Source organism: Bradyrhizobium sp. CCBAU 53415, assembly GCF_028128735.1.
Classification (GTDB): Bacteria; Pseudomonadota; Alphaproteobacteria; order Rhizobiales; family Xanthobacteraceae; genus Bradyrhizobium.
Window position 1 is genome coordinate 85,626 of sequence record NZ_LBJF01000025.1, and the last position, 24,825, is coordinate 110,450.

Annotated in this window: 23 protein-coding genes; 14 read left to right on the plus strand and 9 right to left on the minus strand. The window is 63.4% G+C overall.

Features of this window, described 5'->3' with window-relative positions; all coding sequences use genetic code 11:
* Positions 1-10: 10 nt before the first annotated feature.
* The 5 genes from XH87_RS21415 (at position 11) to XH87_RS21435 (ending at position 3,793) form a co-directional block, all read left to right on the plus strand.
* Positions 11-916 (plus strand): alpha/beta hydrolase, encoded by a 906-nt coding sequence (locus tag XH87_RS21415; protein WP_271588774.1) that lies wholly within the window; start codon positions 11-13, stop codon positions 914-916.
* Between the two features lie 8 nt (positions 917-924).
* Positions 925-1,368, plus strand: coding sequence for a DsrE family protein (locus tag XH87_RS21420; RefSeq protein WP_035705557.1), 444 nt, complete (start codon positions 925-927; stop codon positions 1,366-1,368).
* Positions 1,369-1,475: 107 nt separating this feature from the next.
* Positions 1,476-2,567 (plus strand): YeeE/YedE family protein, encoded by a 1,092-nt coding sequence (locus XH87_RS21425; protein ID WP_271588775.1) that lies wholly within the window; start codon positions 1,476-1,478, stop codon positions 2,565-2,567.
* Positions 2,568-2,678: 111 nt separating this feature from the next.
* A complete protein-coding gene (locus XH87_RS21430; protein ID WP_442868290.1) occupies positions 2,679-3,230 on the plus strand; it encodes a YeeE/YedE thiosulfate transporter family protein in 552 nt (183 codons plus the stop codon).
* 11 nt (positions 3,231-3,241) lie between these two features.
* Positions 3,242-3,793, plus strand: coding sequence for a YeeE/YedE thiosulfate transporter family protein (locus XH87_RS21435; RefSeq protein WP_271588776.1), 552 nt, complete (start codon positions 3,242-3,244; stop codon positions 3,791-3,793).
* Positions 3,794-3,942: 149 nt separating this feature from the next.
* Here the strand turns inward: XH87_RS21435 and XH87_RS21440 are convergent, their stop codons facing one another.
* From XH87_RS21440 to XH87_RS21455, 4 genes are all read right to left on the minus strand, one after another.
* Positions 3,943-4,260 (minus strand): ArsR/SmtB family transcription factor, encoded by a 318-nt coding sequence (locus XH87_RS21440; RefSeq protein ID WP_035705566.1) that lies wholly within the window; start codon positions 4,258-4,260, stop codon positions 3,943-3,945.
* Between the two features lie 122 nt (positions 4,261-4,382).
* Positions 4,383-5,165: a sulfite exporter TauE/SafE family protein gene (locus XH87_RS21445; RefSeq protein WP_271588777.1), complete on the minus strand. Its 783-nt coding sequence runs from the start codon at positions 5,163-5,165 to the stop codon at positions 4,383-4,385.
* 103 nt (positions 5,166-5,268) lie between these two features.
* Positions 5,269-5,580 carry a rhodanese-like domain-containing protein gene (locus XH87_RS21450; RefSeq protein ID WP_271588778.1) on the minus strand — a complete coding sequence of 104 codons (312 nt, stop codon included), beginning with the start codon at positions 5,578-5,580 and terminating at the stop codon, positions 5,269-5,271.
* A 13-nt stretch (positions 5,581-5,593) separates the two neighbouring features.
* On the minus strand, positions 5,594-5,917 hold the full coding sequence (locus XH87_RS21455; protein ID WP_158668890.1) for an ArsR/SmtB family transcription factor: 324 nt from the start codon (positions 5,915-5,917) through the stop codon (positions 5,594-5,596).
* 92 nt (positions 5,918-6,009) lie between these two features.
* Here XH87_RS21455 and XH87_RS21460 point away from each other — a divergent pair, with 92 nt between their 5' ends.
* Together XH87_RS21460 and XH87_RS21465 are read left to right on the plus strand one after the other, a co-directional pair.
* Entirely contained in the window at positions 6,010-6,894 is an 885-nt protein-coding gene (locus XH87_RS21460) for an MBL fold metallo-hydrolase (RefSeq protein WP_271588779.1), read from the plus strand.
* 221 nt (positions 6,895-7,115) lie between these two features.
* A complete protein-coding gene (locus tag XH87_RS21465; RefSeq protein WP_271588780.1) occupies positions 7,116-7,604 on the plus strand; it encodes a CDP-archaeol synthase in 489 nt (162 codons plus the stop codon).
* On the opposite strand, the gene XH87_RS21470 is transcribed toward XH87_RS21465, so the two are convergent.
* Positions 7,569-8,585, minus strand: a complete 1,017-nt coding sequence (locus XH87_RS21470; RefSeq protein ID WP_271588781.1) for a metallophosphoesterase — start codon at positions 8,583-8,585, stop codon at positions 7,569-7,571. The genes XH87_RS21465 and XH87_RS21470 overlap by 36 nt on opposite strands.
* Before the next feature lie 218 nt (positions 8,586-8,803).
* Here XH87_RS21470 and XH87_RS21475 point away from each other — a divergent pair, with 218 nt between their 5' ends.
* Positions 8,804-9,631, plus strand: coding sequence for a universal stress protein (locus XH87_RS21475; protein ID WP_035705578.1), 828 nt, complete (start codon positions 8,804-8,806; stop codon positions 9,629-9,631).
* Positions 9,632-9,639: 8 nt separating this feature from the next.
* Here XH87_RS21475 and XH87_RS21480 read toward each other — a convergent pair whose 3' ends face one another.
* Positions 9,640-10,647: a sodium:calcium antiporter gene (locus XH87_RS21480; protein WP_271588782.1), complete on the minus strand. Its 1,008-nt coding sequence runs from the start codon at positions 10,645-10,647 to the stop codon at positions 9,640-9,642.
* A complete protein-coding gene (locus XH87_RS21485) occupies positions 10,648-13,302 on the minus strand; it encodes a cation-translocating P-type ATPase (protein WP_271588783.1) in 2,655 nt (884 codons plus the stop codon).
* Positions 13,303-13,814: 512 nt separating this feature from the next.
* Here XH87_RS21485 and XH87_RS21490 point away from each other — a divergent pair.
* From XH87_RS21490 to XH87_RS21515, 6 genes are all read left to right on the plus strand, one after another.
* Positions 13,815-14,651, plus strand: a complete 837-nt coding sequence (locus XH87_RS21490) for a universal stress protein (protein WP_271588784.1) — start codon at positions 13,815-13,817, stop codon at positions 14,649-14,651.
* A 165-nt stretch (positions 14,652-14,816) separates the two neighbouring features.
* Entirely contained in the window at positions 14,817-17,114 is a 2,298-nt protein-coding gene (locus XH87_RS21495) for a heavy metal translocating P-type ATPase (protein ID WP_271588785.1), read from the plus strand.
* A gap of 533 nt (positions 17,115-17,647) precedes the next feature.
* Positions 17,648-17,806 carry a hypothetical protein gene (locus tag XH87_RS36835; protein ID WP_442868291.1) on the plus strand — a complete coding sequence of 53 codons (159 nt, stop codon included), beginning with the start codon at positions 17,648-17,650 and terminating at the stop codon, positions 17,804-17,806.
* Between the two features lie 458 nt (positions 17,807-18,264).
* The gene (locus tag XH87_RS21505; protein WP_271588786.1) at positions 18,265-19,617 is read left to right on the plus strand and encodes a ferredoxin reductase family protein; all 1,353 of its coding nucleotides are present in this window, start codon (positions 18,265-18,267) and stop codon (positions 19,615-19,617) included.
* Between the two features lie 318 nt (positions 19,618-19,935).
* On the plus strand, positions 19,936-20,520 hold the full coding sequence (locus tag XH87_RS21510) for a hypothetical protein (RefSeq protein WP_271588787.1): 585 nt from the start codon (positions 19,936-19,938) through the stop codon (positions 20,518-20,520).
* A gap of 167 nt (positions 20,521-20,687) precedes the next feature.
* Positions 20,688-21,515 (plus strand): response regulator transcription factor, encoded by an 828-nt coding sequence (locus XH87_RS21515; RefSeq protein ID WP_271588788.1) that lies wholly within the window; start codon positions 20,688-20,690, stop codon positions 21,513-21,515.
* Here the strand turns inward: XH87_RS21515 and XH87_RS21520 are convergent.
* Positions 21,512-22,930 (minus strand): HlyD family type I secretion periplasmic adaptor subunit, encoded by a 1,419-nt coding sequence (locus XH87_RS21520; RefSeq protein ID WP_271588789.1) that lies wholly within the window; start codon positions 22,928-22,930, stop codon positions 21,512-21,514. The genes XH87_RS21515 and XH87_RS21520 overlap by 4 nt on opposite strands.
* Before the next feature lie 50 nt (positions 22,931-22,980).
* Positions 22,981-24,717: a type I secretion system permease/ATPase gene (locus XH87_RS21525; RefSeq protein WP_271589152.1), complete on the minus strand. Its 1,737-nt coding sequence runs from the start codon at positions 24,715-24,717 to the stop codon at positions 22,981-22,983.
* Between the last annotated feature and the right edge of the window lie 108 nt (positions 24,718-24,825).

Sequence of the window (24,825 nt, forward strand, 5' to 3'; positions counted from 1 at the left end):
GAAGCCGCCCATGCGATGGTTGATGGGACTGACAGTCTTGCTCGCGCTCGCCGTGCCTGCGGGTGCGGCCAAGCAGGAGCTCGAACTGTCGGTCGACGGCCGCACGACGCTCGCGACTTTGCGCACACCCGCGGTGATGACACCGGACACGCCACTCGTCGTGATGACCCACGGCACGCTCGCGCACAAGGACATGGAGGTCATCCAGGGCGTTGCCGAGGCGTTGGAGCAGCGCGGCATCGCTTCGCTCGCCCATACGCTGTCGCTGGGGCTTGACCGCCGCAAGGGCATGTATGACTGCGCCGCGCGGCACGATTATGTCGTCGAGGATGCAGTTGCGGAGATCGGCGCCTGGGTCGCGCGGGCGAGGGGCATGTCCCGGCTCGTCGTCGCGTTCGGCCATTCGCGCGGCGGCAACCAGGTCGCGCGGTATCTCGCTGCGAGCGATACCACTCCGGTGGCGGGTGCGGTGCTGCTGGCGCCGGTGACCGCAAAGGCCGAGGCCGATCTGCGCGGCTCCTACGCGCAGGCCTATGGCAAGCCGCTCGAGCCGTTTCTGGAGCTGGCGACGAAGGCGATCGCTGCGGGCCGCGGCGAAGAGTGGATGGATGTGCCGGGCTTCATCTATTGCCGCAATGCCGTGGTCACCGCACGCGCCTTCGCGTCCTTCTATGCCGCCGATGCCGGCCAGGACACGGCCGCGCTCGTGGCGCGCGCGAGGCCGCCGGTGCTGGTACTCGCCGCGACCAAGGATGCGGTCGTGCCCGACGTGGCAGCCTCCTTCGCTCCACTTGCCGGTTCGAGCGGCGGCAGAGTCCAGCTCGACAGGATCGAGGATGCCGATCATTTCTTCCGCGACCTGTTCGCGGATGACGTCGCCGACCGCATCGCCGAGTTCATCAAGCAGACACGCTAGGGGGAACCATGCAGCGCCGATCCATGCTTCGCGCGAGCCTTGCCGGACTATTTGGTATTTTCGCGGTGCGCCAGGCGTCCGCGGCGACGGAAACGCCCGCGCGACAGCGCGTCGTCTATCATCTCGCCGATGCCGATCGCGTCGTCTTCGTTCTGGGCAATCTGCAGAACCACGTCGACGGCGTCGGTGGACCCGGCAAGGCCGACATCAGGCTGGTCGTGCATGGGCCGGCGCTGCGTGCCTTTCATGCGCTCGCGGCCCAGGACCACACCGTTGCGATGATGTCGAAGCTCGTTGCTGCCGGCGTCGGCTTTGACGCTTGCGCCAACACGATGAAGGCGCAAGGCGTCAAGCTGGACGACCTCACGCCCGGCTTCGCGGTGGCCGAGAAGGGCGGCGTGGTGCGGCTCGCCGAGCTGCAACAACAGGGATATGCCTATCTGCGTCCCTGAGGCCGCTCCGACCCGGCATCCCGCGGCGTCGGAGCTTTGATCTGGCTCATGGGACGCGACGACGAGATCGCTAGAATTGCAGGCTCGCAGGAACAGCCGAGGCGGACGTGCCGACGCCGATCATCGATCTCTTGGGTGAAGACCGGCTGTCATGGCTCGGCGGGCTCCTGGTCGGAGGTCTGTTCGGGTTCTTCGCCCAGCGTAGCCGCTTCTGCCTGCGCGCTGCGGCGGTCGAGTTCTCCCGTGGCGAGGGCGGACCGCGCCTTGCGGTCTGGCTCCTGACCTTTGCCGCGGCGCTGGTCGGCACGCAGGCGCTGGTCGCGCTCGGCTGGCTCGACGTTTCCGAGGCGCGTCAGCTCGCGCAGCAGGGCAGCATCTCCGGCGCTCTCGCGGGCGGGGTGATGTTCGGCTGCGGGATGATCCTCGCGCGCGGCTGCGCCAGCCGGCTGCTCGTGCTCTCGGCCAATGGCAATCTCAGAGCCCTGCTTTCGGGGCTGGTGTTTGCAGTGACCGCTCAGGCCGCTTATCGCGGTCTGTTGTCGCCCGCACGCGAATGGGTGACCAATCTGTGGCTGGTCGACGGTGGCCCCTCGCGCGACATTATGGCGATGTTCGGCGCCGGTACGCCCGAGAAGCTGGCATTCGGAAGCGTGTGGTTGATTGCGGGGTTGTCCTTCGCCTTTCGCAGCCGGTTGCCGCGCCGGCTGATCCTTGCCGCGCTCGCAACCGGGGCAGCCGTCGTCACCGGCTGGCTCTTCACCTACCAGCTCTCGCAGGCCTCATTCGTGCCCGTGACGCTCAAGAGTCTCACCTTCAGCGGCCCTTCGGCCGAGTTGCTGATGTTGGTGCTGAACAGTTCGCAGCTCCGGCTCGGCTTCGACCTCGGCATCATTCCCGGCGTATTCCTCGGCTCATTCGCCGCAGCGGCGCGCGCGGGCGAGCTGAAGCTGGAAGGATTTTCGGACGGGCTCGGCATGAGACGCTATCTAGTCGGCGCGGTGCTGATGGGGTTCGGCGCGATGCTGGCGGGCGGCTGCGCGGTCGGCGCCGGGGTGACCGGTGCCTCGGTATTTGCGCTCACGGCTTGGCTCGTGCTTGCTGGCATGTGGCTCGGCGCGGGGCTGACCGACCTTCTCGTCGACCGTGCCGGCATGCCGCGACCGCACCAGGCGGCAAACTCGCCGGCGTCGGGCGCCTGATCCCATATTTTAGAGATTGCTAAAGTTTACTTCTTGAATATGATTTTCGCCGATGCGGGCCGATCGAGCCGCAGGAACGCGGTAACGCGCCGCTGCCCCGGGGAAACGCACATGACCACCATCACGGAAAGCTACGTTCGCGAGGCGCCTCGCGCCGCGCGGATCGACTGGTCGCCCTATCTCGTCGGCGCCGGAATCGGGCTGTTGAGCTGGATCGCCTTTGCAGTATTCGGCGATCCGCTTGGCGTCACCACCGCCTATTCGCGCATCGCCTCGCTGTTCGCCGTCCCGGTGGTCGGGCCGGAGGCCGTGGCGCAGAATTCCTACTGGAAGAGCATGCCGCTGAAGTGGGACTACGGCGTCTGGTTCCTCGTCGGCATACCGCTCGGCGCGTTCCTCTCGGCGGTGATGTCGGGCACGTGGCGCCTCGAGCTCGTGCCTGATGTCTGGAAGGAGCGGTTCGGCCCGTCAGTTGCGAAACGTTTCGTGGCCGCGTTCCTCGGTGGCGTCGTGATCATGTACGGCGCCCGGCTTGCCGGCGGATGCACCAGCGGGCACGGCATCTCCGGCGGTTTGCAGCTTGCGGTCTCGAGCTGGCTGTTCCTGGCGGTCATGTTCGCCACGGGACTTGCTGTCTCCGCCCTCATGTTCCGGACACGGTAAGGAGAATTGAGATGACATCAATGATGACAATCCTGGGGCCGGTACTGATGGGTGCAGCTTTCGGCTTCCTCCTGCAGCGAGGCAAGGTGACGAGCTGCAACGTGATCGAGAATCAATTTCGGTTGCGCGACTTCACCGTGCTGAAGGTGATGGGCACGGCGATCGTGGTCGGCGGCATCGGCGTGCTGCTGCTCGTCGACACCGGCAATACGAAATACTACGTGAAGGATGCCAACATGCTGGCGGTGGCGCTCGGCGCCGCACTGTTCGGCGTCGGCATGGTGGTCTACGGCTACTGTCCTGGAACGGCGCTCGGCGCCATTGCAGCCGGAAGTGTTCATGCTCTGGTCGGCGCGCTCGGTATGATCGCCGGGGCCATCCTCTACGCGCTGAGCTTCGACTGGCTGAAAGCCCACGTGCTCAACGTCGGGGCGCTGGGCAAGGTTCGCCTTCCGGACGTGACGAACATCCCCGATATCGTCTGGTTCGCCGCACTGGCAGTCGGTGCCGGACTGTTCTTCTGGTGGGTCGAATCCACTGAAGCCAGGCAAAAGAGGGGTTAAAGCATGATCCGGAAAAGTGCGCAGCGGTTTTCCCTCGCGACAAACGCGGAACGCGTTTGCGCGGAGATCATGCTTAAACAACAACCTAAAGCGCGATGACGCGCTTTAGGCGAGTCCCGCTTCCTGCGTCGAGGTGAGCGTGGGCAAGCTCATCGCTTGCGGGGTCGGCAGAAGAGCCGGTGCAAGTTTGAAAACAGCTCTTCGACCCGCCTGTCCGCGATGCGATACCACATCGTTTGCCCGTCGCGTCGGGCAGCGACGACGCCCTCTGCCTTCAGCTTGGCGAGGTGTTGGGACAGTGCCGAGGCGGAAAGACCGACGTCTTCGGCAAGAGCACTCGCGGCAACCTCGCCATATTCCACCAGCCTGCAAAGGATGAGCAGGCGGTGCTCATTGGCGAACATGCGCATGAGCGCAGCCACCTCTTTGGCCTGTCGCTCCAGCTCGGTCGTGTTCAGTTGGCGCATGACAGCGTTTCAATAGCATCTGTGTCGCCGCAGTCAAACACGCTCGCGAGGTCCATTTCCCGTGGACGATCAACGAAAGTACCGAGACAATGGTCTGAATATGATCGGCGGCGGCGTTGGCCTCAGCCTGCCGACAGGTACCGGAATAGGACGTAGATCGCGACCGCGAAGATCAGTCCGGAAAAGACCGAGGTCAGAAGGCCCCGGCGGGCGCCGAGCGACTTCGCCAACCGCGCACCGATCAGGCCGCCGAGAGTTCCTCCCGCGACGAAGAGGAAGGCGATCCGCCAGTCGATCAGTCCGGAGACGGCGTAGTTCGCCGCCGTGGTCAGCCCGAACGCCGTGACTGCAACCAGCGACGAGCCGATGGCATTCAGCATCGGCATGCCGGTCGCCAGCACCAGCGCAGGGACGATCAGGAAGCCGCCGCCGATCCCGAAGAAGCCGGACAACACCCCGACTCCGAGACCTGACACGATCAGCTTCGGCAGGTTTTCCCTGGACAATCTGACGCCGGGATCACCGAGATAGGCGCGATTGCGCAGCATCAGGCCGCCCACGACCATCATCAACACGGCGAACAGGGCGAGCAGTCGCTGCCCGTCCACGATCTTGCCGAGGGTCGAGCCAAGATAGGCGCCGACCACACCGGCGCTCGCGAAGATCGTGGCGCAGCGCCATTTCACATGTCCGCTGCGGGCATGCGTCGCAAGATTGGCGGCCGCATTGACGGCCACGGCGATCGCGCTCGTGCCGATGGCCACGTGCGGATCATTCAGGCCGACCACATAGACCAGGAGCGGAACGGCGAGGATCGAGCCGCCTCCGCCGACAAGGCCAAGCGAGAATCCCACGAGGACGCCGGAGGCCGTGGAGAGAGCCGCTTCCGTCAGGAGCGAATGCATTGCGGAACTCCAAGGGCCGGTCCTTCCAGGTCGGCGGCTCGGCTGCGACCGTGCACGCGAACCCGAGGGGCCGCGTGCCGGCTTCGGCCGGGTTGTCGGATCGTTACACGGGTAGTCCGGATCGCTTCCAGGCGTCGAGGCCGCCGTCGAGGATGTAGGCTTCGCACGCGCCGTTCAGTTTTGCTGCGAGGCGGGAGGCGTTCATCGAAGTTCGGGCGCCGCTCTTGCAGTGGAAGATTACGGCTGCCCCAGCTTTCACGGTCAGTTCCGTCTCGTGCAGTCGTGACAGCGGAAGATGATGAGCGCCCGTGATATTCTCGCGGGCGAATTCGTCGGCTTCGCGGATGTCGACGAGGATAGCGCCCTGGTCGACGAGACGGCGCGCGGCCGCGGGATCGATTTTCGGAAGTGACATCACATGCTCCTGTTCAACGTGGTTTGATTGGCTTGCAATACAGTTCGTGTAAGGTCGCCAACAGCTTTTCGATGCGTGGATCGGCGATCCGGTACCAGGACGTCTGGCTTTCGCGCCGGTAGGTCACCAGGCCCTCATCGCGCATCTTTGCCAGATGCTGCGACAGGGCCGATTGGGACAGGCCGACGGAATCGGCAAGGGAATTGACGGTGGCCTCTCCCAGTTCCACGAGCCTGCAAAGGATCAGCAGCCGCCGCTCGTTGGCCACCGTTCGCAGCAGGTTCGCGATATCGCGGGCAGCGTTTTCGATGCCTTGCGAATTGAACACGACCGTCACATCCGCCTCTTATTATTTAGGTATTGCTAAATTAGTAATAGCTAATACATATGTCAAGACGCGAGGCATCGAAACCATTGGGAGATGAGCTGATGGCGAAGCCGATCATCAAAGCCTTTTTCGACGAGCCGACGAATACGATCAGCTATCTGGTGGCCGATCCTGCCACCAAGGAAGCCGCCGTCATCGATCCCGTGCTCGACTACGATCACAACGCGGGCGCGGTCGATACACGTTCCGTCAAGGCGATCCTTCGAGAGGCCGAAGCGGAAGGCTTTCGCATCCTGTGGGTGCTGGAGACGCATGCTCATGCCGATCATCTCTCCGGCGCCCCCTACATCAAGGCCAAGACCGGCGCCCGGATCGGCATCGGCGAGCATATCAAGGACGTCCAGCGCATCTTCCGGCCGGTCTTCAACGCCATCGACCTGGCGACGGACGGCAGCGACTTCGACCACCTGTTCAAGGACGGCGAGCATTTCCAGCTGGGCGATCTCGATGTCGAGGTTCTGCACACGCCGGGCCACACTCCGGCGGATGTGTCCTACAAGATTGCGGACGCGGTGTTCGTCGGCGACACGATCTTCATGCCAGACTACGGCACGGCCCGCGCCGACTTCCCGGGCGGCGACGCGCAGCGATTGTATCGCTCGATCAGGCGGCTGCTCGCGCTGGCTCCGGAGACCCGGCTGTTCATGTGCCACGATTACAAAGCTCCGGGTCGCGACGAATACGCCTGGGAAACGACGGTCGCGGAGCAGAAGAGCAAGAACGTTCACGTGAAGGAAGGCGTGGCCGAGGGGGACTTCGTGCGCATGCGCGCCAAGCGCGACGCCACGCTTGCCGCGCCGCGCCTTCTTCTGCCCTCGATCCAGGTCAACATCCGGGCGGGCAAGTTTCCTCCCAAGCAGTCCAATGGCGTGCGCTACTTGCAGATTCCGGTGAAGATGAAAGACGATGCCGAGCTCGGCCTGTGACGGTCCGAGCATCGCTCGGATCACTAACTCGTTCTCGCTCGGCATTTCGGAAGATGTGGCGTGAGTTCGAAATGGATCTCGCATCGACAAAGCGGTCCCATCTGCCACGCCAGAGTATCAAATCCCTTCGGCTGCGATCGCGCGATCGATCAGCTTGATCCACGTCAAGGACTGGAGCCGTATTCAGGACAATCCTGACAACGAGGTCGGCGAGCCGCGTGATGTCTGTCGTGCCTATTCTCCATTCGCTCTTGCTTTTGACGCTCGCAAACGGGTCCCCGGTCGTTGCCAAGAAGCTCTTTGGCTCCCGCTTCGCGCTGGCACAGGATGGGGGCGTCTCGTTCTTCGACGGCCGACCGGTATTCGGAGCTTCCAAGACCGTTCGCGGTCTGGTCGCATCGACCGTCGTGACTGCAATCGGTGCGACCGTTTTCGGTCTGAGCTTCCAATTGGGTGCCCTGGTGGCGATCGCCGCGATGGCTGGAGACTTGTTCCCCAGCTTCCTGAAACGGCGCATGAACCTGCCTCCAAGCAGCCAGTCCCTCGGATTGGATCAGGTTCCGGAATCGCTGTTTCCGCTCTTGGCCTGCCGGGATATGCTCGGGCTGAACTACGCCGATGTCTTCCTGACCGTCTGGATATTTTTCGTCGGCGAGCTCGCGATCTCCCGCCTACTATACACGTTGCGCGTTCGAGATCAGCCGTATTGAACCATCGGCGCGCCGGCGCAATCGGTGCAGCGTGATCTCCGGCGGGCAATTGAAGCGCACGGCCACGACGCTCGATCCTGCGCCCACGGACGTATAGCCGAGCATGTCATGATAGCGCCACGCGACGGCCCCCATCCTGCGCGGCAGGACCGAGTCCAGCGTGATGGGGATCGATCCCGGAAGACAGATCTGACCTCCATGCGTATGCCCGCTCAGCAGCACGTCGAAGCCGGCATGCGCCGCCTGTCGGTAGACTTCCGGGGTATGCGACAGCAGAATCGAGAATGCACCGTCCGGGACATCCGACCCGACCTTCTCGATGTTATCCACTCTGAAGTAATGCGCATCGTCGATGCCTGCGACGTAGATCTCCTGATCCCCGCGCCTGATTGTCGCGCACTCATTCTGAAGCATGCGTATGCCCATCGCCTCGAGGCCGGGCAGCATCCTGATGGTGTCGTGATTGCCAAGCACGCCGAGAATAGGGGGTTTCAGGTAAGCCGTTAACCGGTTCATGCCTTCAAGCGCTGCCTGGAATGGCCCGAAGGTCTTGCCGCGGTAGTCGCCGGTGAGAACGCACAGGTCGTAGGTCAGATCGGGAAGCAGCTTGATGAGCCGCCCCATGGCGGGCTCGCTCATGTCGACATGAGTGTCGCTGATATGGAGGATCGAGAATCCGTCAAACAGTGGCGGTAAATTGGCGCAATCGAAGTCGTTGTGCTTGACGACGATGTCTTCGGCATTGCGACGTCCACGCCCGTAGAGGCCGGACAGCTTCAGGAGGTTTCGAATGAGCGAATGAAAGGAGTACCAGTTTTCGATATGAAAGAAATTGAGACCCTGGCCAAATATCTGAGACTCATGATCAGTTTCGATCCCGAGGCGCTGCCGTGCGTGTATCCGCCCGAGGCGCTGCTCCAATCTCGAAAGCAGTTCGTCTTCCACCTGGCTTGCCCCGGGATTCGCGGTCATCAACTGCATCTGCGCGCTCGCCCGTCATCCAGTGGACATTAGTCGATCTTCTTCAAGATATGACAGAGCCGCGCCTTGGCGCAGGGCCGCTTATCCGCGCCAATCGCTGCTATTGGGCGGCGCGTTGACCTGCGTCATGGCAGTCGCGCCAACATCTTTATAAGCTTACATGTAAAATGAGGTCTGGCCAACAGAGCTCGCGGCCCAACAGCATCGGAGGCTGACCAATGCGCGTTCTACTTCTGCTCGGCGAGACCGAATCCTCGCTTTGCGCCCGGGAGATTGCCTTCGATCTCGCCCGTTCTGGCGGAGCGCTCGTGACCGGCCTCTCTGGAATCGATCTGTCTTCCCTCACGGTTCCGATGATTGGCGGCATCGGCGCCTCGGCGTATCAGGTCAAGCTGGAAGAGATCCGGGGGCGGCAGGCGCGCGAGAATGACGCCCGGATACATGCGTCATATGGCGAAGCATGTGATGCGAGAGGTCTCGAATTCTCCTGGCTCTCTTTCGAGGGTGATGCGCCTGAAGTCTTCCGCGCTGCCTGCGAGACGCGTGATCTCATCGTCACCGGCCACGATACGACCTTTTCCGTCGATCGACCCGCATCGTTACCGGAATTGCTGTCGAATCTTCTCTTGCTGTCGCCGCGGCCGATTGTCGTCTGCGGCGCCGAGTATCGCCGTCCGAGCGATGTGTTGGTCGCATATGATGGGAGCCTGCCCGCCATGCGCGCCCTGCAAATGTACGTGCTTCTGGGATTGTGGCGCGAGGCTCGCGTGCACGTGACGTCTATCGCGACGGAGTCGGAGCTTGCGACGCGACGCGCTCATGCGGCGGCTGAGTTCTTGCGTGGCCATGACGTAGACTGCACGATCGTTCCCATCGAAGCGACGGTGGATCCGTCCGAGGCGATCCGAATTGAGGTCATTGACCGAAACATCGGTCTGCTGGTGATGGGCGCGTTCGGTCATCGCGGCTGGAGCAATGCCCTGTTCGGCTCGACGACGCGACGATTGGCCGAGCGCCCGCCTTGTCCGCTGTTTCTCTTCCACTAGAAGCGGCGTCAGTGCCCATGCAGGTACGCGGCATACGCGCTGAATAGATAGACGGCCAGTAGCGCGATGCTGACCCAACCGACCGTGCCGCGGATGCGTGTTTCCGGCTTGTAGAGCATCGCGACAATGAAGAGTCCCGACATCACGACGGCCGCGAAGGCCGAGATCGCGTGCACCGGCGACACCGACGACAGCAGGGGTCCGTCGCGATAGGCGAGATCGTCGATCGCCAACACAAGCACGTCGAACAGATTGCTGCCGAGCAGATTGCCAATTGCCATGTCGACGGCCTTGAGCCGCAGCGCACTGATGCTCACGACCAGTTCAGGGACCGACGTCGCCCCGGCGATCAGCAGAGTGCCGACGAAGCTCGTTTGCCAGCCCATCGTATCGGCGATTTGCGCTCCGACGAACGGCAACCAGGTTCCGGCGGCGACGATAACGGCGGCGGCAGCGGCATAGCGCAGCAGCGCGTCGGACAGGCTGAGGTCGGAGCCGGTCCGGAGTATCTGTGGGGGCTGGGGCGTACGACGCTCGTATTGGAAGGCCGCGCGCATTGCGACGAGGTAGAGCAGGGCGAGAAGCGGCGTGTAGATGCTGACGTGGAAAAACTGGACGCTCAGGGGTCCGCGACCAATCAGGATGATAGCGCCAACCGTTCCGATCAGAACGATTCCAAAACCTGCGGTTAGCACATGCCCCTGGTCGACTCGCCGGTACAAGGGCTCGTCGCGGCTCAACTCGTCGAGCAGGACCAGCATCACGAGGTTGAAGACACAACTGCCCAGAGCGTCTCCGACGGCAATGTCCGGCACGTTTGCAATGGCAACCGAACTGATGCCGGTGAACAACTCCGGCAATGAAGTGGCCGTGGCGAGCAGGACGAGGCCGATCCAGGATCGGCTCAATCCCGTCAAGCGCGCGATGACATCGCCGTACTGCGTCAGCACAGGGCCGGCAAGACCGATGGCGATGGCACAAAGAGCAAATTCGAGCCAGGGCAATGCGGCGGTCATCTAGCGGCCTCGGTCGGCAAGCGCGACGATTGCGCGGCCGACCTGAATGAGCAGCATTGGCGCCAGGCTGCAGCCGGCGACGATGGTCCACATCGCCACGGTCGGAGGGGTGACGTGCAAGACCTCCGCCGTCAGGCGCCAATAGGGAGGGACCGCCAGCAGAGCGCTGCAGAGGCCGACCGCAGCCCAGATCCATGGATTGCGCGTGACCTCGTTGGTCACGACACCGGAGCGGCTGCTGCGCATGTCGAAAACGTGCCAGAGTTGGGCGAATGCGATCGTCAGGAAGGTGGTGGTGACCACTGCTTCGCCGCTCCAGCCGGCCGAAAGCGCCAGCCCAAGCGCCGCGAAAGCTCCGCCCGCCAGCGCAATGCTCTGCAGCACGATCGCTGTCCATTGCCGACGACCGAGGATCGGCTCCTTCGGATCGCGCGGCGGCCGCGTGAGAATATCGCGTTCTCCCTCGCCCATTGCCAGTGCGAAAGCGGGGAATACGTCGGTCACGAGATTCAAGTACAGGATCTGCAGCGGCAGGATCGGCAGGGGCAGTGCCGCCGCAATCGCGATCCCAACGACCAGGACCTCGCTGAGATTGCAGGACAGAAGGTAAGCGGCGACCCGGCGGATATTGCCGAAAATGGTTCGACCTTCCCGAACCGCCTTGACGATCGTCGGAAAAGCGTCGTCGAGCAGGATCATCGCCGCCGCCTGGCGCGCGACGTCGGTTCCGCGCAGGCCCATGGCGACGCCGATGTCGGCCTGCTTCAACGCCGGTGCATCGTTCACTCCATCTCCGGTCATCGCGACGATCTCACCGGACGCCTGATACGCGCGTACGATCGCAAGCTTCTCCGCCGGACTCACGCGGGCGAAGATGCCGACGCGCTTCAGTTCCTGCGGATGCTTTCTGATGAGACGCTCTATATGGCGGCCATCTGCCACGTTGTCGGCTTCGAGCCCGATCGCACGGCCTATGCTGCGGGCCGTGACGGCGTGATCGCCGGTCACCATGACGACGCGGATGCCGGCATGACGGCAATCGCGGATCGCGTGCGGAACGTCGGCACGCGCTGGGTCTTCCAGGCCAACGAGGCCCACGAATATCAGCTCGCGATAGGGCTGGACATCTGCCGATGTCTCCAGTTTGGTCGCACAGGCGAGCACGCGCAGGCCGTGCTGTCCGAGCTCGGCAATCCGCCCGCCCCATAGACGGCGCGCGGCTTCGTCCAGCACGGTCTCGCCGCTCTCGGTGAGTATGCGGGTGCACGCCGCGAGCACACGCTCCGGTGCACCCTTCACGGCATAGAAATACGCGCCGTCGTGCCGGTGCGCGGTCGCCATCATCTTGCTCTCGTTGTCGAAGGCGTGCTTGGCAGCGATCGGAAAGTCGTGCAGCAGCTCGCGGCGATTCAAGCCTGCCGCCCGGCCAGCCTCCAGCAGCGCCACTTCCATGGGATCGCCGCTATGCGCTACTCCCCCATGGCCAAGCGAGGCCTCGTTGCAAAGCACTATTGTATGCAGCAGCCGCCGGAGCAGCGCATCGCCGGCAAGCTGCTCCACGCCGGCCTTCTCGACTTCGCCGGACTCGACCCACAACCGCCGCACGGCCATCCGGTTCTCGGTGAGCGTGCCGGTCTTGTCGGTCAGGATCACTGTGGTCGCGCCCAATGTCTCGACCGCGGAGAGCCGCTCCAGAAGTGCATTCTGGCGGGCCATGCGCCACATCCCGCGGGCAAGGGCGAGCGTGGCCACGATCGGCAGGCCCTCGGGAATGGCGGCCACCGCGAGCGCGATCGACGATTCCACGACCAGGAACGCATCTTTGCCCTTCGCCATTCCAACCGCCGCGATCACAACGGTCAGAAGCCCGACGGCCCAAACGAGCTGCCCGGACAACCGTGCGAGCCTGCGTTCAACCGGCGAGCTTTCGGGCTCCGCTTCTTCGACGAGATGAGAAATGCGGCCGAGTTCGGTCTGGGAGCCCGTCGCGACGACCACGCCAAGGCCGCTGCCGCGCGTCACGGCCGTGCCCTTGAACAGCATCGATGTGCGCTCGGCGATCCGCGCATCTTCGGCGGCCGGCCTGGGCGCCTTGTCGACCGGCATCGACTCGCCCGTCAGCGTCGACTCGTCGGCCGCGAGACGCGAGGCCTCCACGATGCGCAAGTCGGCGGAGATCGCGTCGCCGGCTTCGACGAGGAGCATGTCGCCCGGCACGAGGTCCTCCGCCGGGAGTACGCGCGTGTGACCGTCGCGCCGCACGCGCGCCGATGTCCGACCGAGCGCACGCAGTGCCTCGATCGATCGTGCTGCCCTGATTTCGGTGACGAAACCAATGAGCGTGTTGAGCGCGAGAACCGTGACGATCGCGACGCCTTCCTCGAACTCGCCGAACCAGAAAGCGAGCGCGGCGGCTGCCGCGAGCAGGTACACCACCGGGCCCCGCAGCTGGTGAAGAAGTATGGTCAGGGCGCCGATCGGCTTCCTTGCAGCGATCGCGTTTGAGCCGAAGCGGATACGGCGCTCCGTCGCCTCAGCCTCCGCGAGGCCCTGCTCCGGATCGACTTGAAGCGCGCGAAGGACCTCGCTTGCCGGCAACGAATGCGCAGTCGCTGTCCTCAGTCCAACGTCATGCATCAGATCGCGTCTCGACATCAGCCCAACGCCCTTCTCGGCTGCCTCCCCCCGGGCGCACCGAGAAAGACCAGGCCGCCGACGACAGCAATGAACGACAGCATCGGATGCATCCGTCGCGAGCGTGCCGGAGGTGTGATTGGAGGTCCGGGCACGGTATCCGCTTTGAGTCGTTCCATGCAAGGGCTTGCGACTGTACCTATATCGACGAGGCCGCCGCGAGGCCTTTTGATTTCGGTCAATCTGACGGCCGCAAGAGCTGTCGCAAGTCCACGAGCTTGTTCAATTGGCCGAGAATGCTGCCGCTGATCTGATCAAGGCCCGCGCTACGGCACAGCCGGCTGGGCAGGTGAGTGCTCGGGGGCATGATCCGCGGTCGGCTGAACGAAGCGCCGATCTGCGTGATGATGTCGCAGCAGGAGGTCGCCAGACGTCGCAGCCTGCACAGGGCATGCCGTCGGTACTCTGAGCTAGATCAAGCCGTCAGGAACCTGCATGGATATGCTCTGGCAGCTTCCGTTCGGAGAGTCCCAATGGCCGTCAAGGACATCCTGCTCACCCTGACCAGCTATCCCGACCCGACCCCGGTCGCGGTGATCGACCGCGCCGTATCGCTGGCTTCTCTCCTCGGCGCCCACATCGCGGCGATCTCCTGTGAAGTCCATGTGCAAGTTCCCGGCAGCTTCCTGTCCGGCCCCGGCAATCTCGGGGCGATAGTGGCCAATGAGGCCCACAAGAGCAGAAAGAATGCACAGGATCTGCTGGCGACCTTTGAATCGACCGCAGAGAAATCCGGTGTCGTGCACGAGATCGTTCTCGATCGTTGCTTGTCGTCCGAGGTGCCGGGCATTTTGGTGGAGTATGCGCGGCTACGCGATCTCGCCATCGTGCCGGTGCCGGAATCCTACGATCAATGGCATGCCGAAGCGATCATCTTCGGGTCGGGGCGACCGACCCTGGTGCTTCCGGAAGCCTCGGCCTCCAGGGAGTTCGAACTGAACAGGGTCCTCATTGCGTGGGATTTCAGCCGCACGGCCGCGCGTGCGGTATCCGACGCCATCCCGATCCTGGAGAAGGCGCGCGAGGTCTGCATCCTCACGGTAACCAATGAGAAGACGATCTCGAGCCGACGCTCGTCGTCCGAGCTCGCCAGGAACCTGTCGAGGCATGGCATCGATGTGGTCGTTGAGGAGGTCGATGCCGCTGGATGGGCCATCGGCAAGGTTCTCACCAAGCAGGTTGCCTCCCGCAGGGCGGATCTCCTCGTCATGGGGGCGTACGGTCATTCCCGTTTCCGGGAGTTCGTATTGGGAGGCGCGACCCGGAGTATCCTGACGAAGCCGCCGATTCCAGTGCTGTTGTCCCACTGATCAGGAGGCGAAAGTCACGATCCAACGCTCGGACGATTTTGATCCAGGTCATGGCTGTGAACGACGCTTGCGGCTTGGCGTTCTTGATTCCTGCGGTTGATCCTACTCAAGCGATGATGCCGGTTTCGGGAGAGAGTGACGTTCCGGTAGCTGTGGAACCATACCATGTCGTTTGATCGGGTCCTGCGGTGGACCCTTGTTGCGATTGCAATCTCGGGATTGACCGCGGGCATTCTTGCGCGAGCCGCCGGCCGCCCCGATCTGGCCGATGTCGCATGGGCGCTCGGCACGGCGCCCGTGATCGGCGGATTGGCGGTCTCGATTGCCAGGGACTTGCTGGGTGGCCGTCTGGGCGTGGATGCGATTGCGCTGCTGTCGATGAGCGCGGCGTTGGCGCTGGGACAACCGCTTGCCGGGGCCGTGGTTGCGCTCATGTATTCCGGCGGCAACGTGCTGGAGGATATCGCGATCGCAAGGGCGGAGCGTGACCTGAGGTCCCTGGTTGATCGGGCACCGCGGCAGGGCCATCGCAGGAGCAACGGGAGAATCGAGGAGGTTCCGATCGAGGAAGTCGCGGTCGGCGACGAGCTCCTCGTCAGGGCCGGCGAGATCGTGCCTGTCGACGGTATCGTTGGCTCGGTCTCGGCCACGATCGACGAGTCCGCGGTCACAGGCGAACCCATTCCGGTCGAGAAGACACGCGGCAGCGCAGTTCTCTCCGGTTCGTTGAATGCTGGTGAGACCTTCGAGTTGACCGTGACCGCACCGGCTGGCGAGAGCACCTACGCCGGCATCGTGCGCATGGTGACGGCGGCCCAGACGTCGAAGGCGCCCTTCGTGCGAATGGCCGATCGCTTCGCACTCGTTCTTCTGCCGGTTACGCTCGTCTTCGCTTTCCTGGCGTGGCGGATTTCCGGCGATCTGACCCGCAGCCTTGCCGTGCTGGTGGCGGCGACGCCTTGTCCCCTGATTTTGGCCGCACCCGTCGCCTTCATCGCCGGCGTGGCCCAAGCGGCACGCCGCGGCATCCTGGCCAAGGGCGGTGCGGCGTTGGAGGCGCTGGCCCGCGCACATACCGTGCTCTTCGACAAGACCGGCACCCTGACGGTGGGAGGGGCGCGATTGCTCTCTGTCGAGGTCGCGCCGGGGCAGGACGCGGACGAGGTCCTCGCGCTTGGGGCATCGCTCGAGCAGGCCTCGCATCATGTGCTCGCGAAGGCGGTCGTTGCTGCGGCCGTCGATCGCGGTCTCGAGCTGAAGCGGCCGGAACAGGTCAAGGAGACCATGGGTTCTGGCCTGAGCGGCCTGATCGATGGACGCCAGGTCACCGCAGGCTCGCGAGAGATGCTTCTCTCGCATGCCGAGCTATCGCCATGGGAACTGCGCGCCATCCGGCGCGCCTCGTGGCGTTCGGCGTTGATCGTTTTCATTGCCGTGGATGGGCGTCCAATCGGCGCGCTGCTGCTGGCCGACGAGCTGCGGGCCGATACGCCACGCGCGATCCGGCTGCTGCGCGATGCCGGCATTGCGCGAATGGTGATGGTTACGGGCGATCGCGCCGCAGCGGCGCAGGCCATCGGTGCTGCGCTCGACCTCGATGCCGTGCTGGCCGACCGCGTTCCGTCGGACAAGGTCGAGGCGGTACGCAGTGAACAGCGCCTTCATCCGACCATCATGGTCGGCGACGGCATCAATGATGCCCCTGCGCTGGCCGTGGCCGACATCGGGGTCGCGCTCGGCGCGCGCGGCGCGAGCGCCTCGTCCGAGGCGGCAGATGTGGTGATCCTGGCAGACCGGCTCGATCGGGTTGGCGAAGCGATCATGATTGCACAGCGGGCGCGGCGCATCGCCCTGCAAAGCATCGTCGTCGGCATGGGGCTGTCGTTGGCGGCAATGGTCGCCGCCACTCTGGGCTGGCTCGATCCCGTGCCCGCGGCGATCGTCCAGGAGGTGATCGATGTCGCGGTCATTCTGAACGCGCTGCGGGCGCTCACTCCGGCCCTCGTCAGGGGCGGCCCGCGCATCACGACAGAGCAAGGCTTGAGCTTGCATCACGATCATCAGGCTCTCTTCAGGGATCTCGACCGCTTGCGCAAGATCGTCGACGCGCTGGACGACGTGACGCCCGAATCCGCCGCGGCGCTCATTGAGGAAGCCCAGCGCCTGGTTCAGGGCAGCGTCGTGATGCACGAGCGCGACGATGAGGACAGCGTCTATCCAAGGCTTACGGAGGTGCTGCGCGAGCGCCACGGCCTCTCTGCCATGAGCCGCGCGCATCGGGAAATCCTGCACCTCGCCCGGCTGCTCACTCGGATCGCCGAGGACCTGCCGTCCGAGAAGGTCGATCGCTATTTGGTCCGGGACGCTCAGCGGGTCATCGAGGCCATCGAAACGTTGGTGCGCATGCACACGGCCCAGGAGGAGGATATCTACGAAGCCGTGGCGGCCGAGGGACCGGCTTAGCCTGTCGGCCCGCGCACTTCTTCACCAAGCCGTGAGAGCGAAGGAGCCCAGAAGGAGCGCGTGCCGCTCCGTGAGGCCGCCGCTGCGACGAGAACTTAAATTCCTGCGCCGATCGTGGCGCCGAGCCCGTAGAGGACCGCATGGGTCAGCGTGAGGGATCGAACAAGCTTCGGCGGGCATCATTTACCGTCCGGGTGCTGCAGTCGTAACCCTTTGATTTGCATCAGTGTGCGGGTTGAGTTCTTTGCTTTGATGGGAAACCAAGCTGGAGGAACTCTCATGCGACGCCGAACCATCGTTGCAGCGCTGCTGTTTGCCACCTTGAGCTATCCCGCACTTGGCCAGATGGCAGCCGATCACGAGGCCCACCATCCGGGGCAGGACCAAGTGTCTGCGCCCGCCCCAACAAATTCCACGTCGAGCCAATCGCAAGGGCAACAAGGCATGAGCGGGGGCATGATGGGAAAGGCCGCGGTCCCGCCTCCGGAGACCCGATGGGAACTCCAATCATGTTCCGAATGATATTCGCCCTGATGGACGCGGATGGCGACGGGACCGTCTCATTGCCGGAGTTTCAGGTGGCGCACGAGCGCATTTTCAAGGCAATGGACAGCAACAAGGACGGCAAGCTGACTCAGGAGGAGATGCGGGCCTTCATGCACGGGACAAGAAGCCCCGCTCCGCCGCAATAGCGGTCGAATCTGAGCGTGACAGCGAAGGCTCGCGAAGAGCCGGGATCGGCTGGCGTCATATTGCGCGGGGGTAGCGCGCCGTTGTGAACGGTACCAGCAATTGCATCATCGCGAGACGGATTCGCTCATGTCGCGATGCAGGACATCATCCGTCGAGCACTTCCTGCCGTGATCCGGCTGAAGCCGGACTGTCGCCGCTGGTTTGTCATGCGCGTGCGATCCAGCAGCAAGGACAGGCTGTCCCATGACGAAGCCGAGTGCGGGGGCTGCCGGTATGAGCCACCTGGTTAAGATGATCGCTGGACCTCCTCCGAAGAGTTTCTTTGCTTTCAGTTGGGAGATCGCGACAGCCAGGAGTTTGCTGTGCAGCTCATGACGAGCAGGATTGAGTCAGCTCAATGCAAAACGGCTCAGTCAGTTCAGGCTGGCACTGCAACGTCATGAGAGAAAGAGGCCCGATGCAGAATCTCAAGCCGGCATTCTGGGGCAGTCTGGCGGTTCTTGTCCTGCTGTGGCTGGTTGCAGAGCCTCAGCCATTTGGGCCGGGCTCCTTTTTCCCGCTTCGCGAGAGGATGGTGCAGTTGAGCGGCGTCCTGGCGATCGGTTGCATGAGCATGGCGATGATCCTCGCACTGCGACCGCGTTGGCCGGAGCCATGGTTGGGCGGCCTCGACAAGATGTACCGCCTGCACAAATGGTTCGGCATCGCAGCGCTCGTGACTGCCATTGTCCATTGGCTCTGGGCCAATGGGCCGAAATGGGCAGTCGGCTGGGGTTTGCTGGCGCGCCCGGAGCGTGGGGCCAAGCCCATGATCGAGAATCCGATCGAGGCCTTCCTTGCGAGTCTGCGTGGATCGGCGGAGGGGCTGGGCGAGTGGGCCTTCTACGGCGCCGTCGTGCTGATTGCCTTGGCGCTCGTTCAGATGTTCCCGTATCGGCTCTTCTACAAGACGCATCGGCTGCTCGCTATTGCCTATCTGGTCCTGGTGTTTCACGCTGTCGCGCTGATGAAGTTCAGCTACTGGATGTCGCCGCTCGGATGGATCACGGGTGCGCTGCTTGCCTGCGGTACATGGGCGGCGGCTCTTGCGCTCCTGCGGCGCATCGGGGCCCGGCGGCAGGTCCAGGGCAGGATCACCTCGCTCAAATATTATCCCGGCGTCAGAGCAATCGAAGCCGAAATCGAGGTGCCCCATGGCTGGCCGGGGCACGGACCGGGCCAGTTCGCATTCGCCACGTCGGATGTCTCCGAGGGCGCGCATCCCTACACGATCGCCTCCTGCTGGAACGCTGCAGAGCCCAGGATCACCTTCATCACCAAGGAACTTGGAGACCACACCAGCCGGCTGCGGGAGAAGCTCCGTGTCGGCCAGGAGGTGAAGGTGGAAGGGCCCTATGGCTGCTTCACTTTCGATGATGACTGCTCGCACCAGATCTGGATCGGCGGCGGTATCGGCATCACGCCTTTCGTTGCCCGCATGAAACAGATGGCCATGCAGAAGGATGTTCCGAATTGCTCTGCCGCGCAGGCGGTCGACCTCTTCCACACGACGGCTGATGTCGACGAGGAGGCGCTTGGCAAGCTTGCGGCAGATGCGCGGTCAGCCGATGTCAGCCTGCACATTCTTGTCGATGCACGCGATGGACGGCTGACCGGCGAACGTATTCGCAAAGCCGTACCGGAGTGGCGCAAGGCGAGCATCTGGTTCTGCGGCCCGACCGCCTTCGGGGAAGCGCTCAGGCGAGACTTCAGCGCGCACGGCTTCCCTGTCAAAGAGAGGTTCCATCAGGAGCTCTTCGCGATGCGGTAACCCCACGCCGTTTCTGGCGCGAAACTGGTGCGGTGCTCGGGAATTGGCCCAAGGGCCATAAGCCGGTGATCGGTACCTTTTGGTGGTGCAGAGCGGGCCTTCGAACGCACGAGTTGCAGAGGGGGCCTGGAGCGGACCAAATCGGCCATGCTTGCTTTCACGATTGGCCTTATGCGGCAATCCCGGCACGGGCCCAGGCATGGGCCAGACGACTGCGCGCTTAATGGGCGTTTAACGCTTTTGCGCAACAGATGGATCACCAGCGCGGAATTAGTCCTAGTTGCAAGTGCGAGCCGAGATCCCGGGGAGGGAAATCGCATGGGACTGCTTTTTGTTGGAGTGCTGGCAGGAGTCCTGATCGGCTTTGGCTGGTTCGCGCCTTCCCGAGGGTATTTCCTTGGGTGTGCGTCACGACCCTGTTTCGACCGGGTTGCGGTCGCCCGACCCGCGCAGCCAACGCCGACGGCGTTGGCGCCGGATCCCGCGATCGTCAAATCGAATTCTGCAACCCCGGGAAGGTCCGGCAAAGAATCACCTCCGAAGAAGAGCGGATCGGTCGACCTCGCCAAAGCGGCGTCACCGCGGACGAGGATCAGCGTCCCGGCATCCGAACGGCCCGCGGAAGTATCGGATCCTGTCCTAGAAAAGGCGAAGGTCACCATCACGACGAAGATGGAGGATCCCAGATCGACCGAATTCACCGAAATGAAGCGCACGATGCGAAAGAACACCCTTGGACGCCCCGTGGATACGATTTGCGGGCGTGTGAAAGGAAGAAGCGCATCAGGCGGCGAGACCGCAGAGAGACCGTTTCTTTATCTCGTGAAGGAGGATGAAGCATATGTCGTCGACGGCAAGTCGGGGTCGGAGGCGTCAACGGCGTATCGAAATATCTGCCATTAGGGAATGCGTCGACTGCGTCACCGCGCGGTACGCGCCCAAATGATTTGAGCGGAAAGAATTTCCACCCAGGCGCCAGGTAGATCCGCAGTGGATAGGGCACTGGCGGCGGCACAGCGCGCTCTCGTGATGATCATTCAGGATGAATGCAGCAGCAGGGGAGAAGCAATATGGAATGGGAATTTCGCGGAAGCTCTTTTCATCTCGAGGAAATCATGGACGACATAACCAACTCCTCAAAGCGGCTCGATGGATCACTTCACTTTCCGGTTCTGGTAATCGTCGAACCGCTCCTGTTGCCTCGCACATGTATTCTGAGCGTCCTCAGGCGGGAATTGGCGGAATTCGAGATCCTCGACATGGCAACGGTCGAAAGCCTGGACTGCACGTCAACCCGCGATGTTCGTCTGGTGGTGCTGAGCATCGCAGACAAGCCCGTCGACGATCCCTCGGTTGAGTGCAGTCTCGCCTTCGTCGCGGAGTGTTGTCCCAACGCCGCCGTTGCAATCCTGTCGAACCATGACGACGAGCCGACCGTGCAGGCCGCGATGCAGCGGGGCGTACGCGGCTTTCTTTCCACCTCGCTGCCGATCGAGATCGCCATAGCTGGCCTGCGCCTTGTCCTTGTCGGCGGCGTCTACAGGCCGTTGCCCGTCGCCGGGATGAACAGGATACCGGATTTCGGGGCGCCAGATGCACGCGGGCTTGCGCGCGCATATCTTGTGAACGAGGGAGCCGGAATGACCATCGAAAGGAGGGTGGCCGATCTCACGCCTCGTGAGCAACAGGTTCTGGCAGAATTGGAGCTCGGCCTGCCCAACAAGCTTATCGCCGCCAAATTGAACCTTTCGGAAAGCACGGTGAAAATGCACATCCAGCATATCATGCGGAAATGTGCCGCGCACAATCGGACGGAAGCCGTGCTCCGCTGGCGCGGCCGGCTGCCGGCGCAGGGTCGCGATCACGAACCCGGCGCAGGTCTGATGCAGGAGACTTAGTCCTCTCTGAATGCACCACGGAAGCTGTCGAGCAAAGGCCGGAGTGCGTAGAGAGCCACCGTACCGCGCCCTGTCGTGATGAACACTTGAACCGGCATGCCGGGGACGATCTGGATGTCGTTTGCGACGATCTGCGCGTCGTCGATCCGGATTTTGGTCGCGTAGTATGGCTGGTCGGTACGCTTGTCGAGGAGCCGGTCTGCGGACACGTGCACGACAGTCCCCTTCAGGCGAGGCACGCGACGCTGATTGTACGGCACGAGGTGAACTTCGGCATCGAGGCCGGGATGAACCACATCGATATCCTCGGGCCTCAGGCGCGCGGTCACGATGAGACGGTCTTGCCGGGGCACCAGGTCCATGAGCGGAGCGCCCGCTCCGATGACGCCACCGGCTGTATGAATTCGCAAATCGGTTATCACGCCGTCCTCTGGCGCCTTGACCTCTGTTCGCGATAGCTGATCCCTGGCAGCAAGCAACCGCTCGCGGAGCTGGAATATCTGGTTCTGTGCTTCACGAAGCGATTGTGCGATCTCGTTCTGCCTCTCGCTCTCGAGCTTGAACAATGTGGCCTGCTGTTCGCTGATGACTTGCGCGGCGCGGGAAATCTGCGCGGCGATCTCGCCGCGGCGGCCCTCGACGTCGGCCAGCTCCCGCTGCAGGTTCAGAAGTCGCGGCCGCCGTTCGAGCCCCTTGTTGACGAGGGTCGTGACCATATCCAGTTCCTCCCGGACGATGCCGACCCGCTGCTCGGTGGCGCTCTCCTGCGCCGTGAGACCTTCGATCTCCTTTTCGACTTGACGCCTTCGTTCGCGAATGACCGCAAGCTGCGACTCGTGAACCTGCAGGCGTGCCTGAAAAATGAACTGCTGCGCCGACATCGCAGCGGCTGCCACTCCGTTCTGCTTGCTGTCCTGTTCCAGCGTGTCCGGAAACGCGATCCTCTCGAGTCGCTGCTGCTCGGCTTGAAGCCGTGCGGCACGAGCAACTGCATCCCACAATTGGCCTTGAAGGCTTTGCATCTCCGAGCCGGCCCGGGTGTCGTCCAGCGCGATCAGCGTTTGGCCGCTTCGTACGATATCGCCTTCCGAAACCAGGATCCTTTTGACGATACCGCCTTCCAGATGCTGAATCGTCTTTCGGCTCGATTCCGATTCCACGACGCCGGATGCGATCGCGGCGCTCTCGAGAGGCGCGAGGCTCGCCCATGTACCAAGCCCCAGCATGAAGCAGAGCACCAGCAGATTGCCCGCGACGGTGAGAGCGCGAATCCTTCCGCGTGGCGAGGTCGGCGTAGGCGTCGAGCACCATGGAAATTCCAGAGGCTCGAAATCGTCGATTGCGGTTACCAAGACGCCGGGTCGTCGGGCGGGCGGGGGGCGCGCCGGCGCTCGCACGAGCCGGTCCCAGATCATGGGAAGTCTCGATACGGCAGGATGCTTCCAGATGATGAGAGAATTCCAGATCATGGCGCAGCCTGCGAGGTAACCTGGGGTCGGCTCAGGTGCCGTTCAAAGATGTCCTCGCTGTCGCCGAACGCGGCGACCGCGCCGTCTTCCATGATGGCAATCTTGTCCGTGGCGGCGAGGAGACCCATCCTGTGAGTGACGACGACAAGGATGACGCCTGCGAGCTTCATGCGCTCGATGGCATCCAGGAGCATTCGCTCGCCCCCGTAGTCGAGGCTGGCGTTGGGTTCGTCGAGAACGATGAGGCGTGGACTGCCGAAAAAGGCCCGGGCAAGACCGAGGCGCTGCCGATACCCGCGTGAGAAGATTGTTTCACTGTGAACCACCGTGTCGTAACCCTGCGGCAGACGCATGATCGCCCCATGGATTCCGGCGAGCTTGGCCGCTTCGACGACCTTCCGCCGGTCGGCATCTTCAAGACGTGCGATGATGTCGTTGATGGTGTCGCCGATCAGATTGATGTCCTGGGGGAGATATCCGAGGCCGTCGCCGTTTCGGCCCTCGCGAAGCAGCGAGACGTCGGTATTGTCGAGGAGGACGCGGCCATGCGTCGGCATCGACAGCCCGGCGATCACCTGGCCGAGCAAGGACTTGCCGGACCCGGACGGACCGATAATGCCAAGGCATTCTCCGGGCATGAGGCTGAAGGAGACGCCGTTCAGCAGAAGATGGTCGGTCCCCGCGAGCCAGACGCCCACATTGTCGACGACGAGGCCGCTTCGCGCCTGCGGCGGGAAAACCCCCGCGCTCTCCTGCCGGGCGACGGGGAATGCGGCGAGAAGTGCGCCGAGCCGCTGACAGGCGCTCACGGCCGTCACGAGTGATTTCCAGCCTGCGACCGCACTTTCGACCGGCGCGAGCGCCCGGCTGAACATCAGCGTGGAAGCAAAGATGATTGCCGGACTTTTCCCGTGATCGAGGACGAGCCACGCGGCAGCCGCCATGATCAGGACCTGCGACAGCGCGCGAACCGGCTTGGCGGCCAGTGAGACGATCTCGCTTCGCCGGAGTGCCACATCGTGCTCTCTGCGCGCGTGCTGCGCGTCGCGGTGGATCATGCGCGCGGCGCTATCGAACATTCCCATGGCGCGGATCATGTGGATGTTGCCCGCGGCAGTCTGAAGGCGACCGTAGCTTCTGGAGAGCGCGGCGCCGGACCTGAGCAAGGCGTCTTCCGTGACCAGCTCTCCGGCGACCGTGAGCGCGAACAGGAAGGCGACGCAGCAGGCGCCCACCACGCCAAGCAGGGGATGGATCAGAACGAGGACAAGGAGGAACAAGGGCGCCCAGAGCGCGTCGAACAGCATCGTACATGAGCCGGACTCGACGAACTGGCGCAGCACGGTGAGATCCCGATATGCGCCCGACGCCTGCGTCCAATCGCCGCGAAACGCCGATTCGAGGCCGGCCGAAAGCACGTAGGGACGAAGGCGATCGTCGAGCCAGGCGCCGAGGCGTCCAAGGACGGCGCGCCGCAAGGCATCGAACACGCCGCCGACGACGACTGTGATCGCGACTATGAGCGTGAGCAGGAGCAGCGTGTCGCCGCTCCGGCTCGACAACACCCGGTCGTAGATCTGAAGAAGATAGATGGAGGGCGCAAACAGTAGCAGGTTGTAACTGCAGCTGTATGCGAATACGAGACCTAGCGGTCCCACGCAGGACCGGAGGGCTGTGTGCAGTGGCGTCCGGATCTGCGGCAGGATGGGCAACCGAATGGGCGGCATCAGCATGATCGTCACCGCCTGAAATCGAGGTCCGGCGCACTTGACTGATGGTCAACGCAATCCGGCAACGGCATCGGTGGATCTTTGGCATGAAATCCGGGACCGGCGGCCGCG